Here is a 16,788-nt window from a genome sequence, read left to right as displayed (position 1 = left end):
CGCGCCCGGCGAGCACCAGGCGGCGAGCCTGTCGACCCTCATCGACGAGGTCATCGAGTGGAGCCGCGCCCTGGCCCCGCTGCGCGGCTGACCGGCCCGGTCACCCGTCACCGGGCCGGGACCGGCGTACCCGCCCGGTGACCGCGGGGCGGGCGGAGGACCCTCCGCCCGCCCCGCCGCCCCGGCGGCACTCCCAGCAGGAGACGACGCCATGCCGGCGATCACCGTCGACGACACTTTCGCCCTGCCTCGCCTCCCGGGACCGGACCCCACCGCGTCCGTCCGGTGGCCGACGTCATCACCGCCCACGAGGCGATCGAGGGCGCCGGAGTCCGTGTGCGGCGCCCGTTCCCGGGCCCGCTGTCCCTGGTCAAGACGGATCCGTTCCTCATGGTCGACCAGGCCGGCCCCCATGATCAGCCCGCCGGACTCCGCGTCGGGCGCGCCGTGGCACCCGCACCGCGGCTTCGAGACCGTGACCTACGTCACGGACGGCGAGATCGCGCACCACGACACCAACGGCGGCGAGGTGATCGGCGAGGGCGACACGCAGTGGATGACCGCCGGCAGCGGCATCCTCCACGACGAACTGCCGACCGAGCGGATGTACCGCGCGGACGGTCCGAGTCACCTCGTCCAGTTGTGGGTCGATCTGCCCGCCGCCATGAAGACGACGTCGCCGCGCTACCAGTCGATCACCGCCGGGGCGCTGCGGCTGCCGGCCTCCGCCGACGGCGGGGCACTGATCCGGCTCATCGCCGGCGAATCGCGGAATCCACCGGACCCGGCGTGACGCACACCCCATCTCCTACGCCCACGCGACCCTCGCCCCAGGAGCGGAGCCGTGGAACCGGTCGTTCAGCGCGCTGACCCACGTGCTGACCGGTCGCGGCACCGCGGGCCGGGAGGCCCGGCCGGTGGAGAGCGGACAGCCGGCCCACTTCGGGCCCGGCGGTCACCTCGTCGTCCGCGCCGCCGACCGCGCGCCCGAGTCCATGGACGTCCTGCTGCTCGGCGGGCTGCCGATCCGCGAACCGATCGCGAGCCACGGCCCGTTCGTGATGAACACCCGTGAGGAGATCCTCCAGGCGATCGAGGACCACCGGTACGGCCGGATGGGCACGATTCCCGCCGATCAGCTGGCTCCCCGGAACTTCGCCTGAACCGCCCGTACCACTGAGCCGCGTGAACCGCTGGGCCGTCCGGGCCGGCCGGCGGGTCTCACGGCCCGGCCGGCGCCCGGTCACGCGAAGCGCACGTCGTGGTGCCCGGCCTGCGGGTCGGAGGCGGCGAGCAGCCGCCGCCCCTCTTCCTCCAGGACGGCGCGGTCGGCGGCGGGAAGCGGCGCGAACGGCGTGACCGTGACGACGGCGGAACCCTGCTCCCGGTCGGTGCGCCAGGTGCCGGCGACGAAGCCGTCGACCAGGACCGTGCCCCGGACGATGCCGTTGACGGTCATCACCCGGCGCACGTGCTCCTCGGCGAGGATCCGGGAGCGGTCCGCGTGGGAGAGCACGAGGTTGTCGAAGTCGGCGACGAAACGGGCGGTCACCGGCAGGTCCGGATCGGGCAGCGGCGGGGCGCCGGGGTCGTCGTACAGCACTCGGCCGTTCTCGTCGCGGTAGGTCCGCAGCTCCATCGAGGCGAAGACCTGCCGCAGCCCGGTGAGCCCGGACCACTTCTGCGCGTCGGCGACGGAGGCGGGACCGAAGGCGGCGAGATAGCGGCGCACGAGCACGCGGAGGTCGGGGTCGGCCGGGGCGCGGCCGAGCCAGGACTCGGCGGTGGTGTAGGCGGTCCGCCCGGCGACGCCCCACACACCGCGCGGCGGCACCTGCACCAGCGGTACCCAGTTGCGCAGGGCGTTGGCGAGGGAGGCGGGATCGGCGCCCGGCCAGCGCGGGCCGAGCAGGGCGCGCAGCTCGCCCGGAGTGCGCGGTTCCTCCTCGACCAGGGCGCGGCAGGCGGCGACGGCCTCGTCCCGGTCCACGCCGCGCACACCCGGCCCCCAGCTCCCGCGCTCGATCTGCCGGTCGAGCAGCGGTTGCAGCAGCGGTCGCAGCAGCAGGGCGTCGTCCGCGGTGACCAGGTGGACGGTGCCGCGCATCAGCGCGATGCGCACGACGTCGCGGTCCAGCAGCAGCCGGGACAGGTCCTCGAAGGCGAAGCCGTCGAGCCGGGTCCACAGCCCCGCGTACGCGGAGTGCGGGGACTGGGACTGAAGGCCCAGCAGATGCGCGACCGCCTCCCGGGGGCCCATCGCCGAGCGCTCCAGCAGCAGCTGCCGGTCCAGCAGGGCCCGGTTGAGCGTGCGGCGGCCCAGCGTGGCCGGCGGAGTCCTGTGCATGGGGCCACGTTAGGGGGCCGCATTGGTGGGCCACGACGTACTCGGGGGTATCAGTCGCCTCGGCGGTGCCAGGAGGGCTCTTCCTGGTCTCGCGGTTCGCCGCGCGCTGGGGCACCCGCTGCACCGCCGACGGCAAGGTCATCCGGGCCGAGCAGCAACTGCCCCCGGCCGCCCGGTGAGCGGGCGCGGCGGCGGGGCGCGTCAGGCCGCGGGGCCGACGCGCGCGGCGAGCGCGCCTTCGTCGGGGTGGATGGGGGTGTGCGCCCCGGTGAGGGGGACGCCGGAGCCGCCGCGGCGGTGGGCCACGATCTCGGCGGCGATGGACAGCGCGGTCTCCTCGGGGGTGCGGGCGCCGAGGTCGAGGCCGATCGGGCTGTGCAGCCCGGCCAGTTCGAGCTCGCTGAGGCCGGTTTCGCGCAGCCGTTCCAGGCGCTGCTCGTGGGTGCGCCGCGAGCCCATGGCGCCGACGTACGCGACGGGCATGCGCAGGGCCCGTTCCAGCAGCGGCACGTCGAACTTGGCGTCGTGGGTGAGGACGCAGACCACGGTGCGGCCGTCCACCCGGGTGCGCTCGAGGTAGCGGTGCGGCCAGTCGACGACGACCTCGTCGGCCTCGGGAAAGCGCCTGGCCGTCGCGAAGACCGGCCGGGCGTCGCAGACCGTCACCGCGTAGCCGAGGAATTTGCCGGCCCGCACGAGCGCCGCGGCGAAGTCGATCGCGCCGAAGACCAGCAGGCGCGGCGGCGGGACGCTGGCCTCGACCAGCAGCGTGAGCGGCTCGCCGCAGCGGCTGCCGTCCGCGCCGACGTCGACCGTCGCGGTGCGGCCGGTGTCGAGCAGCGCGTGGGCCGCGGCGGCCGCCGTACGGTCCAGGCGCGGGTCGCCGAGGGTTCCCTCGTACGATCCGCCGGGGCGCACGAGCAGCGCCCGGCCGGGGAGGCCGGGCGGGCCCGCCACGATCCTGGCCACCGCCGCCGCCTCCGCGCGGGAGGCGGCGGCCAGTGCCGCGCCGAGCTGGGGCGGTTCGCCCGGCGCGATCCGCTGGACGAAGATGTCGATGACGCCGCCGCAGGTCAGGCCGACGGCGAAGGCGTCGTCGTCGGAGTACCCGAAGCGCCGGAGCACCGGCTCGCCGGTCTCCAGCACCTCCTGGCAGAGCTCGTAGACGGCTCCTTCCACGCACCCGCCGGACACGCTGCCGACGGCGGTGCCCTCGGCGTCGACGGCGAGCGCCGCGCCGGGCTGCCGGGGGGCGCTGCCGCCGACGGCGACGACGGTCGCGACCCCGAACGGCCTGCCCTCGGCGGACCAGCGGTGCAGCTCGTCGGCTATGTCCAGCATGGCGGGGACTCCTTAACTGACGCCGAGCCAGCCCTCGACGGGGTGCCGGGCGAAGTAGACGACGAAGACGGCCGTGAGCACCCACATGAGGACCCCGGGCTCACGGAACCTGCCCTGGGCCGACTTGATCGCGGTGTACGCGATCACTCCGGCGCCGACCCCGGCGGTGATGGAGTAAGTGAAGGGCATCAGCGCCACCGTCAGGAAGACGGGGACGGCCACCGAGCGGTCACCCCAGTCCACGTGCCGGGCGTTGCCCATCATCATCGCGCCGATGACGACCAGCGCCGCGGCCGCGACCTGGCCTGGAACGATCTGCGCCAGCGGGGTGAAGAACAGCCCGGCGGCGAAGAGGAGTCCGGTGACCACGGACGACAGTCCGGTGCGAGCGCCCTCGCCGACGCCGGTCGCGGACTCGATGAAGACGGTCTGCCCGGAGGCCCCGGACATCCCGCCGATCGCACCGCCCGCGCCGTCGATGAACAGCGCCTTGCTCAGGCCGGGCATGCGCCCCCTGTCGTCGGCCAGCCCCGCTTCCGTGCCGACGCCGATGATGGTGGCCATCGCGTCGAAGAAGCCGGCCAGTACGAGGGTGAAGACGATCACGCCCACGCTCAGCGTGCCGATGTGCTCCCGGCCGCCGAACTCGACGTGCCCGAAGAGCCCGAAGTCGGGCGCGGAGACCAGGTGCCCGGGCAGCTCGGGGACGGTCAGCCCCCACACCTTGGCGCCGGTTCCGCCGGCCGCCTGCACGATCACGGCGAGGACGGTGCCGGTGACGATGCCGATGAGGATGGCGCCCGGTGTGTCGCGGGCCTGCAGCATGAAGATCAGCAGCAGGGTGACGCAGAAGATCAGCACCGGCCAGCCGGCCAGTCGCCCGCCGGTGCCCAGGGTGAGCGGGCTGCCCTCGCCCCGGCCCACGAACCCGGCGTTCACCAGCCCGATGAGGGCGATGAACATGCCGATCCCGATGGTGATGCCGTGTTTCAGCGGCAGCGGGATCGCGTTCATGATGACCTCCCGCAGACCGGAGACCACCAGAGCCACGATCACCGCTCCGTAGAGCACGCACATCCCCATCGCCTGGGGCCAGGTCATGTGCGGAGCCACCTGCGTGGCGAGCACACCGGAGACCGACAGCCCGGCGGCCAGCGCGAGCGGCACCTTGCCGACGACACCCATCAGGAGGGTGGAGACGGCGGCGGCCAGCGCGGTCGCCGTGATGAGTCCCGCCTGGCCAAGCCGGTGGCCGTCCACGTCGGGTCCGGACAGCAGCAGCGGGTTGAGCAGCAGGATGTACGCCATCGCCATGAAGGTCGTCAGACCTCCGCGGACCTCGCGGGCGACGGTCGAACCGCGTTCGGATATGCGGAAGTACCGGTCGAGCCGGGTGCGTCCGGCGGGCCGGGGCGATCGCGCGGGGGCGTCGCCGGGGACGGTTGTGTCGGTGGCCGACTGGATCGACTGGGGCATGCGGTGCCACTCCCAAGGTTCACAGGGGCACCCGGACGGACCGAGCCGTACGGGATTTGGGATGGTCCGCAGCACGACCCGGGGGACGGCCCGAGAGTGGTGCGGCGAACGCCCGGCGCCGGACGGCGCCGGACGGCCGTTCCTCAGGTACCGGTCAGGTGCTCCGGCCGTACCGGTACGCGGCTGAGGGCCAGGCCGGTCGCCGCGCGGATGGCGGCGACGACGGCCGGCGTGGAGGACAGCGTCGGGGCCTCGCCGACGCCGCGCAGGCCGTACGGCGCGTGGTCGTCGGCGAGTTCGAGCACGTCGAGCGGGATGGGCGGCGTGTCGAGGATGGTGGGGATCAGGTAGTCGGTGAAGGAGGGGTTGCGGACCTTCGCCCTGTCGGAGACGAGGATCTCCTCCATGACGGCCAGGCCCAGGCCCTGCGTCGTCCCGCCCTGGATCTGGCCGGCGACCGACAGCGGGTTGAGCGCCTTGCCGACGTCCTGGGCGCAGGCCAGTTCGACGACCTTGACCAGCCCGAGTTCGGTGTCGACCTCCACGACGGCGCGGTGCGCGGCGAAGGAGTACTGGACGTGGCCCCGGCCCTGGCCGGTGCGCAGGTCGAAGGGCTCGGTGGGGCGGTGCCGCCACTCCCGTTCGATGTCGATCGCCTCGTCGCCGAGGACCTCGGCGAGGCCCGCAAGCACCTCGCCGGCGTCGGTGACGACCTTGCCGCCCTCCAGCAGGAGTTCGGCGGTGGCCCAGGCCGGGTGGTAGGTGCCGAGCTTGGCGCGGCCCATCTCCAGGACGCGCTCGCGCACGGCCTCGCAGGTGTGCTTCACCGCGCCGCCGGTGACGTAGGTCTGCCGGGAGGCGGAGGTGGAACCGGCCGAACCGACCCGTGTGTCGGCCGGGTCGATGGTGACCTGGGTGACCCCCAGTTCGGTGCGGGCGATCTGGGCGTGGACGGTGACGCCGCCCTGACCGACCTCGGCCATCGCGGTGTGGACGGTGGCCACCGGCTCGCCGGCGATCACCTCCAGCCGGACACGGGCGGTGGAGTAGTCGTCGAAGCCCTCGGAGAACCCGACGTTCTTGATGCCGACGGCATAGCCGACACCTCGGACGACGCCCTCGCCGTGGGTGGTGTTGGACACCCCGCCGGGCAGGGCCCGCACGTCCACCCCGCCGCCCGCGCTCTCCCACTCCCGCTCGGGCGGCATCGGCATCGCCTTGACGCGGCGCAGCAGTTCGGCGACCGGAGCCGGGGAGTCGACGGTCTGCCCGGTGGGCATGACGGTGCCCTGGGACATGGCGTTGATCCGCCGGAACTCCACCGGGTCCATGCCGAGGGCGGCGGCCAGCTTGTCCATCTGCGCCTCGTAGGCGAAGCAGGCCTGGACCGCCCCGAAGCCGCGCATGGCCCCGCAGGGCGGGTTGTTGGTGTAGAGCGCGAGGGCCTCGATGTCGACGTCGTCGATGACGTACGGGCCGGCGCTGAGGGAGGACGCGTTGCCGACGACGGCCGGGGAGGAGGAGGCGTAGGCGCCGCCGTCCAGCACGATGCGGCACCGCATGTGGGTGATCTTCCCGTCGCGGGTGGCGCCGTGCTCGTAGTGCAGCTTGGCGGGATGCCGGTGGACGTGCCCGAAGAAGGACTCGAAGCGGTCGTAGACCATCTTGACGGGCTTGCCGGTGCGCAGCGCCAGCAGGCAGGCGTGGATCTGCATCGACAGGTCCTCACGCCCGCCGAAGGCGCCGCCGACGCCGGAGAGCGTCATGCGGACCTTCTCCTCGGGCAGGCCGAGGACGGGGGCGATCTGGCGGAGGTCGGCGTGGAGCCACTGGGTGGCGATGTAGAGGTCGACGCCGCCGTCCTCGGCCGGGACCGCCAGCCCCGACTCGGGGCCGAGGAAGGCCTGGTCCTGCATGCCGACCTCGTAGTCGCCGGTGACGATCACGTCGGCGCGCCGGGCGGCCTCGTCGGCGTCGCCCCGGACGATCGGCTGGCGGTGGACGATGTTGGGGTGCGGGACGTGGCCGCTGTGGTGGTCGGTGCGGTTCTCGTGGATGAGCGGCGCATCAGGGGCGGTCGCGGTGGCCTCGTCGACGACGACGGGCAGCTCCCGGTACTCGACCCTGATCTTCGCGGCGGCGCGGCGGGCGGTCTCGGGGTGGTCGGCGGCGACCAGGGCCACGGGCTCGCCGTGGTGGCGGACCCGGCCGTGGGCGAGGACGGGGGTGTCCTGTATCTCCAGGCCGTAGTGGCGCACGTCCGTCGGCAGGTCGTCGTACGTGAGCACGGCGTACACGCCGGCCTGCGCCAGCGCCTCGGAGACGTCGACGGAGACGATCTCGGCGTGCGCGTGCGGGCTGCGCAGCGTGTGGCCCCAGAGCATGTCCTCGTGCCACAGGTCGGACGCGTACGCGAACTCGCCGGTGGTCTTGAGGACGCCGTCGGGACGGAGGGTCGACTCGCCGATGCCGCCCCTGGTCTCGCTGCCCTGGGTGGTGGGGGTGGGGGTACGGGTCACGCCCATCGCGGTCAGGCCTCCGTTCCGGTGCGGGCGGCCGCGAGGCGGACCGCGTCGAGGATCTTCTCGTAGCCCGTGCAGCGGCACAGGTTGCCCGACAGCGCCTCGCGGATGTCCGCGTCGGTCGGCTCGGCGTTGCGCTCCAGCAGCTCGTCCGCGGCGACCAGCAGCCCGGGGGTGCAGAAGCCGCACTGGACGGCGCCGGCGTCGATGAACGCCTGCTGCATCGGCGACAGTTCGGTGGCCGGGCCGGAAGGCCGCGCCTGCCACTGCTGTGCGGCGCCCGGGTCGGTGCTGGTGCCCGCCCCGCCCGTCGCGCGCTCGCGGGCGAAGTCGGCCAGACCCTCGACGGTCACGACCTCGCGGTCCTGCACCTGGCCGGCGGCGACCAGGCACGCGCAGACCGGAACGCCGTCCAGCCGGACCGTGCAGGAGCCGCACTCGCCCTGCTCGCAGGCGTTCTTGGAGCCGGGCAGGCCCATGCGCTCGCGCAGGACGTACAGCAGGCTCTCGCCCTCCCAGACGTCGTCCGCCTCCTGACGCCGTCCGTTGACGGTGAAGGTCACGCGCATCGGAAGCCCTCCTCCTTGCCGTGGTCGTTGCCGCGGTACTCGTCCCACGTCCAGCCGAGGGTGCGGCGGGCCATGACGGCCAGCGCGTGGCGGCGGTAGGCGGCGCTGCCGCGTACGTCGTCGATGGGGCTGGCGGAGGCGGCGACCAGCTCGGCGAACTGGCGGGCGACGGACGGCGTGATGATCCTGCCGTTGTCCCAGAAGCCGCCCTCCTCCAGGGCCGCGTTCAGGAACTCCTCCGCGGTGGTGGCCCGGATCGGGGTCGGCGCGGCCGAGCCGATGCCGGTCCTGACCGTGCGCGTGGCCGGGTGCAGGGCCAGGCCGAAGGCGCAGACCGCGATGACCATCGCGTTGCGGGTGCCGACCTTGGAGAACTGCTGGGGGCCGTCCGCCTTCGCGATGTGCACGGCGCGGATCAGCTCGTCCGGGGCGAGCGCGTTGCGCTTCACGCCGGTGTAGAACTCCTCGACCGGGATGAGCCGGGTGCCGCGCACGGACACGGCCTCCACCTCGGCCCCGGCGGCCAGCAGCGCCGGGTGGGAGTCCCCCGCCGGGGAGGCGGCGCCGAGATTGCCGCCGACGCTGCCGCGGTTGCGGATCTGCGGCGAGCCCACGGTGCGGGCCGCCAGCGCGAGACCCGGCAGTTCCCTGCCCAGTGCCTCGATGACGCGGGTGTACGGGACCGCGGCGCCCAGCCGGACGGTCTCCTCCCCCACCTCCCACTCGTACAGGTCGCCGACGCGGTTCAGGTCCAGCAGGACATCGGGCCGCCGGTGGTCGAAGTTGATCTCGACCATCACGTCGGTGCCACCCGCGATGGGCACGGCCGCGGGGTGCTCCGCCTTGGCGGCGAGTGCCTCCTCCCAGCTTGCGGGACGCAGGAAGTCCATGAGCGCTCTCTTCTTCTCTTCGTCTGCACTTCGACGAGGGACGGGATGGCTGGTTCATGTCCTGTTCACGCTGTGTGACCCAGTACACGTCCGGGCACCCTCCCGGGTGCAGTCACCGAACACATGAAGCACTTGGCTGGTCGGTAGGCTGGTCTTGTAGATTCCTCTGAAAGACGCGGACCTGAAACCTGTCGGCATCGACACCGCAACACCGATGCAACCGAGCGGGCGCCACCCTGGTACCGCCTCAGACAAGGAAGCGTTCGAGACAAGGCGACGACGATGCGGCTGCGCGCACTGCTGGACACCGATGCCCTCGGCCTGCGGCTGCTCGGCGGCGAGGAGGAGCTGGACCGTCAGGTCCGTGGCGTGATGACCACCGACCTGAAGGACCCCAGCCGCTACCTCTCCGGCGGCGAGCTGGTGCTGACCGGGCTGGCGTGGCGCCGCGAGCCGGAGGACTCGGAGCGCTTCGTGCGCATCCTGGCCGGGGCCGGGGTCGCCGGTCTCGCGGCCGGAGAGGCCGAACTGGGCTCCGTCCCCGACGACCTGGTGCTGGCCTGCGCCCGGCACCGGCTGCCGCTGTTCGCGGTCGACGAGGACGTGGCCTTCGCCTCCATCACCGAGCACGTCGTGCGCCAGGTGTCCACCGAGCGCGCCGGGGACCTGGCCGCCGTCGTCGAACGGCACCGGAGACTGATGACCTCCGGCCCCGCGGGCGGCGGCCCCGACGCCGTCCTCGACCTGCTCGGCAGCGACCTGGACCTGCGGGCCTGGGTGCTCTCCCCGACCGGCCGCCGGATCGCCGGCTCGGACCACCCGCTGCCCGGCGCGGTACGCGCCGAGCTCGCCGGCGAGCACCTGGCCGCCGCGCGGACCGGCCGCCCGTCGCCGCACCGCGCCTTCACCGCGGGCCGCCACTACTCGCTCTTCCCCATCCGCAGCGGCGACCCGGCCGACGACATCCGCGGCACCCTGCTGTCGGACTGGTTCCTCACCGTCGACGCCGACGCGGGCGACTGGCCGGCCGAGCGCCTGGACCTGCTGGACGGCGTCACCCAGCTCATCGCCGTGGAACGCGACCGGCGGGACGCCGCGCGCACCGTGCGCCGCCGGCTGGCCGCCGAGGTGATGGACCTCGTGCAGACCGGAGCGCCGCCGGGCGAGATCGCCGCGCGGCTGCGGGTCGCCGCACCCGTGCTGGTGCCGGGGCTCGGCACCGCCCCGCACTGGCAGATCGTCGTCGCCCGCGTCGACTGGGCGGGCGGCGGGCCCGCCGCGGGTCCGGTCGCCCAGGCCATGCTGGAGGAGGCCCTGGTCGATCCCGCTGCGGTCGGCCCCGACCCGGCCGACCGCATAGCCGTCGCCCACGCCGGGGACGAGGCGATGGCCCTCGTGCCCCTGTCGTCGCTCGAGTCCGACGGCCCCGCCCCCGAGCTGTCCGCCCAGGGCCTGCTGGACGTCCTGCGCGGACCTCTCACGCGGGGTCTCGACGGGGACGGACGGCTCACGATCGGCGTCAGCGCCACCGTCCACTCCGCCGAGGGGCTGCGCGGCGCCCTGGAGGAGGCCCGCCACGCCCGCCGGGTGGCCGCCGCCCGTCCGGGCCGGGTCTGCGTCGCGGGCCACGAGGAGCTGGCCTCCCACGTCCTCCTGCTGCCCTTCGTCCCCGACGACGTCCGCCGCGCCTTCACCGCCCGCCTCCTGGACCCCTTGCGGGCATACGACCGGCGGCACCGCGCGGAGCTCATCCCCACCCTCGAGGCCTTCCTCGAGTGCGACGGTTCCTGGACGCGCTGCGCCAACCGACTGCATCTGCACGTCAACACTCTGCGCTACCGCGTCGGCAGGATCGAGCAACTCACGGGCCGCGACCTGTCGCGCCTGGAGGACAAGCTGGACTTCTTCCTGGCCCTGCGGATGAGCTGACGCCCCCGTCCCTCCGAGCCGGGGCCGGCCGGGGCCGCCCGGGCCCGGCTCCGGGGGCGCGCATCCGGGTGGCGGCGCCCGGCGCGGCGGAACCACCGCGCGCCGGCGCCGCGCGACCGCACCCCGGGCGCGTGTCGCCGAAGCCGCCGGCGATCCGACGCCCCGCCACCACCTCGGTCGCGACCATGGACGCACGCGGACGACGCGGACGGGTCCAGGGGGCATCGCCGGCGACCCGGGCCCATCGGCGCGCAGCGCGCGCCCGCGTCGGGATGCCAGTCCGCGACGCCGCGTTCGCGCCGCGTGACCCCACCCCGGCCGTGCGGGCCACGCGGTGCCGTGGATCGCCCCCTCCGCACCGGCGGTCGCAGGCGTGCCGGGGCTGTCCGTGCGGCGCGGCGGGCTCGCCGGGACGAGCGGCACGGGCGGCACGGGTCCGGTGGATCGCGCGCACCCAGTGCGGCCCCGGGCCACCCCTTGCGAGGGGGCGGGAGGGCGACGCGCGGCAAGGCCGGAGCTCCTCGGGCCCACTCCGGGGCCGGTCTTGTCCCGCGCAGGGGCGGCACGCGTTGGCACGCACCCGGACGGCCCGTCCCGGCAGCGGAGTTGTGAGCGGTACCGGGCGGCGGCACCGCGACGGGTCCGGTGAACGGCGCCGGGGCCGGGGCTGCCGGAAACGCCTCGGGGACGCAGGAGTTGCGTCGCGGTGGCGGTCGGCGGGGGCCCCGGACGGGCAGGAAATCGATCACGCGCCGTCCGCCCTCTTGGCGTGGCACCCGGTGTCGTGCTGGACTTCGGCCCAACCGGCTCGATGACGCGCTTCGGGAGGACAAGTGGCGGACACCGCCATGTCGGACGCAGAGGTGGAACCGAAGGTGCCCGGTGGCGGCACGCCGCCCGACGTCGCGCGGCTTCGCGGCCGCGGGTGCTGGACGGAGGCCGCGGAACTGCTGGCACCCCACGCGGAGCGGCAGCCGGAGGCTGCGACACGGCGGGCGGCGTTGCTGATCGAGCGCTGCATGTTCACCCTGGACGGCTGGGCGGAGGCGGAGGACGCCCTGCGCACAGCGGAGGCGCTGGCCCGTACCGACGACGAGCGCGGCGAGGCCGCCTGCGAACGCGGCAACCTGGCGTACCTCGCGACGCTCTTCGGGATCCGCGACCGGGCCGACGAGGCGCGGGCCGCCCTGATGCGCAGCGCCACGCTGCTGGCACCCGGTGCGGCGGGGCGGCCGCTGCTGGACTTCCGGCGCGGGCTGATCGCGGAGAACCTGGGCGACGACCCGGCCTCGGCGCGGGCCGCGTACCGCCGCGCGCACGCCGGGGCGGTGGCCCACGACGACGTGCTGCTGACCTCGTACACCTGGCGGCACCTGGCCGGGCTCGCCGCCCGCGACGGGGACATCGCCGAGGCGCGGCACGGCTTCGCCGAGTCGCTGAGGATCCGCGTGGAGCTCGGCTACGTCGTCGGGGTCGCGCCCGCCCTCGCCGCGCTGGCCCGTGTGGAGCCGGAGCCCGAGGCGGGTCGGCTGCGCGCAGAGGCGGCCCGGCTCTTCCGCATGCTGGGCGGCGTGCCCGTGTGGCTCGCCGGGGACCTGGCCGCGGCCGGCGACTGAGCCGCCCCGGCCGCGGCCGCGTCACGCGCCGGAGAAGTGCTCCCGTACCAGCGATTCGACGGCGGCGAGGTCGCCGGAGACCAGCGCCTCCAGCAGGACGGCGTGCTGGGTGGCGTCGGCGACCAGCTCGGCGCTGATGCCGCGCGCGGGAGCGGTGCGCCCGGGGCGGGCGTGCGCGTGGTCCTCGGCGACCGGCCACTGGGAGCGGCGGTGCAGCTCGTCGGCGACGGCGACGAGCTGACGGTTCCCGGAGAGCTCGAGCAGGGCCCGGTGGAAGGCGCGGTCCACCTCGGCGTAGGCCGCGCGGTCGCCGAGCGCGGCGGCGACGACGGTGGCCTCGGCGAGCGGGCGCAGCTGCTCCCAGCGGGACGCGGGGAGGGTGCGGGCCAGCCGGAGGACGACGGGGACCTCGAGGAGCGCGCGTACCTCGGCGAGCTCCGCGAGGTCGCGGCTGCTGCGCTCGGCGACCCGGAAGCCCTTGTTGGGCAGTGCCTCCACGGCGCCCTCGCGGGCCAGCAGCTGCATCGCCTCGCGCACAGGGGTGGCGGACACCCCGAAGCGCTCGGCGAGCGCAGGCGCGGAGTACACGGCCCCGGGCCGGAGCTCACCGGTGACCAGGGCACCACGCAGCGCACTCAGGACCTGGTCGCGCACGGTGTGCCGCTCGGGCAGGCGGCGTGGGCGGGGGATCCCTTCGGCGCGGTCCGGGGCGGCCCCGGGCTCGGCGTGCGGGTGGGCGCCCCGGACCCGTTCGTCGTGGCCGGGGGGCAGCCCGGAGGCCGCGGCGGCGGGCGCCGCGGGGCGCCGCGCGGCGCGGGGGGCGTACTCCACACTGGCTCCTTCGGACGGTCATGTGCGCCTGGCGCACTCCTGCGGAGGATATGCGCCGCCTCCTATTGCAACACGCTCCGCGACCGGCTTCGAGACCCCTGTGCGGCGGCTGCCTCCGGACAAGATCGAACAAGGCGGGGCACACCTCATGCGGGTCTTTCAACCATGCCCCCGACGGCCCGTCAGGACACGGGGTTCCACTCGGGCAACTGAGCCAATCACGCTCTCCAGTTCGAGCATTCTGTCGATCTCGGCCCACGCCACCCCTCCGTTGGCGCTCTCTTGCCCTGAAACCGCATCACGCGTCCGAGGCGTTCGCCAGGATGGCGCGCGGACGCCGTCTCGCGGCCCGAGCGCGACGGTACTGCGACGCAAGGAATCGCACGATGAGACTTACGGACATAACGCTGGACTGGGCGCTGCCGGGCGCCGCATGTCTGGCGGTCCTCGCCGCCGCGGCGGTGTTCCTGCGCAACCGCAAGGCCCGCAAGGAGGAAACGAGTCAGGCCGGTTCCTGGGAGCGCTCGGAAGAGCGGCGCCGCAAGAAGGAGGCCGTGTACGGCACGGCTTCCTACGTCCTGCTCTTCGGCTGCGCCTCGGTCGCCGCGGCCCTGTCCTTCCACGGCCTGGTCGGCTTCGGCCGCCAGAATCTCGGGCTGTCGGGCGGCTGGGAGTACCTGGTGCCGTTCGGTCTCGACGGCGCGGCGATGTTCTGCTCGGTGCTCGCCGTGCGCGAGGCGAGCCACGGTGACGCGGCGCTTGGCTCGCGCCTCCTGGTGTGGCTGTTCGCCGGCGCCGCGGCCTGGTTCAACTGGGTGCACGCGCCCCGCGGCGGCGACCACGCGGGCGCCCCGGAGTTCTTCGCGGGCATGTCGCTGTCCGCGGCCGTCCTCTTCGACCGCGCCCTGAAGCAGACCCGCCGGGCCGCCCTGCGCGAGCAGGGGCTGATCCCGCGGCCGCTGCCGCAGATCCGCATGGTCCGCTGGATGCGCGCGCCCCGCGAGACGTACGGCGCCTGGTCGCTGATGCTGCTCGAGGGCGTCCGCACCCTGGACGAGGCCGTCGAGGAGGTCCGCGAGGACCGCGCCCGCAAGGAGCAGGAGGCCGTGCGCCGCCGCGAGCACGAGCGCCTGGAGCGGGCCCGCATCAAGGCGATCAACCGGCAGCACCGGATCTGGAACCGCGGAGGCAGCACGTACGAACTGCCCGGCTCCGCCGCCGGCTCCCAGGCCAACGCGGAGCCTGCCATAGAACCGGAGAAGGCCGAACTGCCCGTGCGCTCCCGGCCCGTCCTGTCGCCCGTACGTGAGGAGGTCGCTCGTGCCACGATCGACCTCACGGCCGAGGACGACACCATGGCACTCCCCAAACTGGACTCCCTGGAGCGCAAGCTCGCCGACTTGGAGCGCCAGTACGGCTGAGCCCCGGCATCCGTCACGTCTCATCACCTCGCTGCCCCGGTCCGGACCTCAGGTCGGGGCAGCGGCGTGTCCGGGGCGGGTGCGGGCCGGGCGACTCAGCGGGTCTCGACGTCGAGTTCGAACCAGACGATCTTGCCCGTGCCGTCGCCGTCGGGGCGGACGCCCCACGCCACGGCGAGCGACTGGACGAGCAGCAGACCGCGGCCGGAGGTGCGACGGTCCGAGGGGGCGCGCAGGCGCGGGTGGCGGGTCGTGAAGTCACGGACCTCGACGCGCAGTCGGTGCCCGGTCCCCGGCAGCAGCGTCACGGTGAGGACGGCGCCGCGGTCGGTGTGGCGGAGGGCGTTCGTGACGAGTTCGGTGGTGAGGAGTTCGGCGGTGTCGGCGAGGGCGGGCACGCCCCAGTGCCGTAACGCCTCCCGTAACAGCCTGCGGACCTCGGCGACGGCCGGCAGGTCGGCGTGCTGCAGAGGCCGGTGCAGCCGGCGCGCCTCGACGGGGCCCCCGGCCTCCCGACCGCCCGACTGGGCAGGCTGACGTTCCATCGGCTCCGCTCCGGCCGCTGACGCCCTTTCGGGTTCGAACATCTACGCGCAATGCATGCCCCACCGCGGCCACGTCCAGTCATGGACCGGGACGGAGCGCGTTCGTATCCATTGCATGCAATGCATGCAATGGATACACTGACGGGGTGCAGCAGACGGACGCCGCGCGCACGCGGCTGCGGGAACTGATCCTGGACGGGGTGTACGCGCCCGGCCAGCGCCTGACCGAGCTCGAGGCGGCGGCGGCGCTGGCGATGAGCCGTACGCCGGTGCGGGAGGCGTTCCGGGCGCTGGTCGCCGACGGGCTGGTGCGCTCGGCGGGGCGCGGGGTGAGCGTGGTCGAACTGGGGCCGGACGCGCTGCGGCACGCGTATCAGGTACGGGGGGTCCTGGAGGGGCTGACGGCGGAGCTGGCCGCGGAGCGGCAGCGGCGCGGGGAGATAGCGCCCGCCGAACTGACCGCGCTGGAACGCCTCGCGGCGGACGCGGAGGAGGCCACGGCCGCGGGCCGGCTGGTGGAGGCCGTCCGGCACAACCGGCGTTTCCACGCCAGGATCGCCGCACTCTCGGCGAACCCGGTCGCGGTCGGAGCGCTGGAGCGGCTGTGGGACCAGATCCAGGTCTCCACGCGCCGGTCGCTGGCCGCCCCGGACCGGCCCGACCAGGTCGCCGCGCAGCATCGACGGCTCCTCGGCGCCATCGCCGCGGGCAACGCCCCCGAGGCCCACGCGGCCGCCCGCGAGCACGTCATGGACACCTGTGCCGCCTACGAGCGGGACGGGACACAGGAAGAGGAGCGGTAGCCGTGCCCGACATCAGCAAGCGCCACACCTACGCGACCGAGGTCACCTGGACGGGCAACCGGGGCACGGGCACCAGCACGTACCGCGGCTACGGCCGGGAGCACGAACTCACCGCGCCCGGTCTGCCCGTGCCGCCGATATCCGGCAGCTCGGACCCCGCCTTCCGCGGCGACCCCGCCCGCTGGAACCCCGAACAGCTGCTGCTCGGCGCGCTGTCGCAGTGCCACATGCTGTCGTATCTGCATGTGTGCACCGTCGCCGGAGTGGTGGTCACCTCCTACACCGACCGCGCCGAGGGCACGATGCAGGAGACCGCCGACGGCGGCGGCCACTTCACGCAGGCCCTGCTCAGGCCCCGGGTCGAAGTGGCCTCCGCCGCCATGGTCGACGCGGCCGTCAAGCTGCACGCCGACGCCCACCGGCTGTGCTTCATCGCCAACTCCGTGAACTTCCCCGTGCGGCACGAGGCGGAGGTGACCGCCGCGGTCGGCGCCTAGA

13 protein-coding genes and 1 pseudogene are annotated in these 16,788 nt (G+C 74.3%); 6 read left to right on the top strand and 8 right to left on the bottom strand.

Annotated features, from left to right (window positions below; translation table 11 throughout):
- Nucleotides 1-211: 211 nt before the first annotated feature.
- Nucleotides 212-1,163 (top strand): annotated as a pseudogene (locus tag ACWDAS_RS14105) (pirin family protein).
- A gap of 80 nt (nucleotides 1,164-1,243) precedes the next feature.
- On the opposite strand, the gene ACWDAS_RS14100 reads toward ACWDAS_RS14105, so the two are convergent.
- From ACWDAS_RS14100 to ACWDAS_RS14075, 6 genes are all read right to left on the bottom strand, one after another.
- Nucleotides 1,244-2,347, bottom strand: coding sequence for a winged helix DNA-binding domain-containing protein (locus tag ACWDAS_RS14100; RefSeq protein WP_450389602.1), 1,104 nt, complete (start codon nucleotides 2,345-2,347; stop codon nucleotides 1,244-1,246).
- 201 nt (nucleotides 2,348-2,548) lie between these two features.
- Nucleotides 2,549-3,688, bottom strand: a complete 1,140-nt coding sequence (locus ACWDAS_RS14095) for an XdhC family protein (protein WP_450389601.1) — start codon at nucleotides 3,686-3,688, stop codon at nucleotides 2,549-2,551.
- Nucleotides 3,689-3,700: 12 nt separating this feature from the next.
- Nucleotides 3,701-5,164 (bottom strand): NCS2 family permease, encoded by a 1,464-nt coding sequence (locus tag ACWDAS_RS14090; protein WP_450389600.1) that lies wholly within the window; start codon nucleotides 5,162-5,164, stop codon nucleotides 3,701-3,703.
- 143 nt (nucleotides 5,165-5,307) lie between these two features.
- Nucleotides 5,308-7,689: a xanthine dehydrogenase subunit D gene (gene pucD, locus ACWDAS_RS14085; protein WP_450389599.1), complete on the bottom strand. Its 2,382-nt coding sequence runs from the start codon at nucleotides 7,687-7,689 to the stop codon at nucleotides 5,308-5,310.
- 5 nt (nucleotides 7,690-7,694) lie between these two features.
- Nucleotides 7,695-8,255 carry a (2Fe-2S)-binding protein gene (locus tag ACWDAS_RS14080; protein WP_450389597.1) on the bottom strand — a complete coding sequence of 187 codons (561 nt, stop codon included), beginning with the start codon at nucleotides 8,253-8,255 and terminating at the stop codon, nucleotides 7,695-7,697.
- Nucleotides 8,246-9,145: an FAD binding domain-containing protein gene (locus tag ACWDAS_RS14075; RefSeq protein WP_450389595.1), complete on the bottom strand. Its 900-nt coding sequence runs from the start codon at nucleotides 9,143-9,145 to the stop codon at nucleotides 8,246-8,248. Before ACWDAS_RS14075 ends, ACWDAS_RS14080 begins: the two co-directional genes overlap by 10 nt.
- Nucleotides 9,146-9,427: 282 nt before the next feature.
- Here ACWDAS_RS14075 and ACWDAS_RS14070 point away from each other — a divergent pair, with 282 nt between their 5' ends.
- Nucleotides 9,428-11,074 (top strand): PucR family transcriptional regulator, encoded by a 1,647-nt coding sequence (locus tag ACWDAS_RS14070; protein WP_450389593.1) that lies wholly within the window; start codon nucleotides 9,428-9,430, stop codon nucleotides 11,072-11,074.
- A gap of 848 nt (nucleotides 11,075-11,922) precedes the next feature.
- Complete coding sequence (locus ACWDAS_RS14065) at nucleotides 11,923-12,690, top strand: hypothetical protein (protein ID WP_450389591.1); 768 nt, start codon at nucleotides 11,923-11,925, stop codon at nucleotides 12,688-12,690.
- Nucleotides 12,691-12,711: 21 nt separating this feature from the next.
- Here ACWDAS_RS14065 and ACWDAS_RS14060 read toward each other — a convergent pair whose 3' ends face one another.
- A complete protein-coding gene (locus ACWDAS_RS14060) occupies nucleotides 12,712-13,521 on the bottom strand; it encodes a GntR family transcriptional regulator (protein WP_450389589.1) in 810 nt (269 codons plus the stop codon).
- A 386-nt stretch (nucleotides 13,522-13,907) separates the two neighbouring features.
- On the opposite strand from ACWDAS_RS14060, the gene ACWDAS_RS14055 reads away from it, so the two are divergent.
- The gene (locus tag ACWDAS_RS14055) at nucleotides 13,908-14,942 is read left to right on the top strand and encodes a DUF2637 domain-containing protein (RefSeq protein ID WP_450389587.1); all 1,035 of its coding nucleotides are present in this window, start codon (nucleotides 13,908-13,910) and stop codon (nucleotides 14,940-14,942) included.
- 95 nt (nucleotides 14,943-15,037) lie between these two features.
- Here the strand turns inward: ACWDAS_RS14055 and ACWDAS_RS14050 are convergent, their stop codons facing one another.
- On the bottom strand, nucleotides 15,038-15,487 hold the full coding sequence (locus ACWDAS_RS14050; protein WP_450389585.1) for an ATP-binding protein: 450 nt from the start codon (nucleotides 15,485-15,487) through the stop codon (nucleotides 15,038-15,040).
- A 146-nt stretch (nucleotides 15,488-15,633) separates the two neighbouring features.
- Between ACWDAS_RS14050 and ACWDAS_RS14045 the strand changes: the two genes are divergently transcribed.
- The gene (locus ACWDAS_RS14045) at nucleotides 15,634-16,290 is read left to right on the top strand and encodes a GntR family transcriptional regulator (protein WP_450389583.1); all 657 of its coding nucleotides are present in this window, start codon (nucleotides 15,634-15,636) and stop codon (nucleotides 16,288-16,290) included.
- A 2-nt stretch (nucleotides 16,291-16,292) separates the two neighbouring features.
- On the top strand, nucleotides 16,293-16,787 hold the full coding sequence (locus ACWDAS_RS14040; RefSeq protein ID WP_450389582.1) for an OsmC family protein: 495 nt from the start codon (nucleotides 16,293-16,295) through the stop codon (nucleotides 16,785-16,787).
- Nucleotide 16,788 lies beyond the last annotated feature (1 nt).

This window comes from Streptomyces sp. NPDC001070 (assembly GCF_053598835.1).
This window is presented reverse-complemented; position numbering and strand designations above follow the sequence as displayed.

Excerpts from the sequence above, each read along its gene's own strand:
- ACWDAS_RS14100 (WP_450389602.1), bottom strand. The coding sequence starts at position 2,347 with ATGCACAGGACTCCGCCGGCCACGCTGGGCCGCCGCACGCTCAACCGG.
- ACWDAS_RS14095 (WP_450389601.1), bottom strand. The coding sequence starts at position 3,688 with ATGCTGGACATAGCCGACGAGCTGCACCGCTGGTCCGCCGAGGGCAGG.
- ACWDAS_RS14090 (WP_450389600.1), bottom strand. The coding sequence starts at position 5,164 with ATGCCCCAGTCGATCCAGTCGGCCACCGACACAACCGTCCCCGGCGAC.
- pucD (WP_450389599.1), bottom strand. The coding sequence starts at position 7,689 with ATGGGCGTGACCCGTACCCCCACCCCCACCACCCAGGGCAGCGAGACC.
- ACWDAS_RS14080 (WP_450389597.1), bottom strand. The coding sequence starts at position 8,255 with ATGCGCGTGACCTTCACCGTCAACGGACGGCGTCAGGAGGCGGACGAC.
- ACWDAS_RS14075 (WP_450389595.1), bottom strand. The coding sequence starts at position 9,145 with ATGGACTTCCTGCGTCCCGCAAGCTGGGAGGAGGCACTCGCCGCCAAG.
- ACWDAS_RS14070 (WP_450389593.1), top strand. The coding sequence starts at position 9,428 with ATGCGGCTGCGCGCACTGCTGGACACCGATGCCCTCGGCCTGCGGCTG.
- ACWDAS_RS14065 (WP_450389591.1), top strand. The coding sequence starts at position 11,923 with ATGTCGGACGCAGAGGTGGAACCGAAGGTGCCCGGTGGCGGCACGCCG.
- ACWDAS_RS14055 (WP_450389587.1), top strand. The coding sequence starts at position 13,908 with ATGAGACTTACGGACATAACGCTGGACTGGGCGCTGCCGGGCGCCGCA.
- ACWDAS_RS14050 (WP_450389585.1), bottom strand. The coding sequence starts at position 15,487 with ATGGAACGTCAGCCTGCCCAGTCGGGCGGTCGGGAGGCCGGGGGCCCC.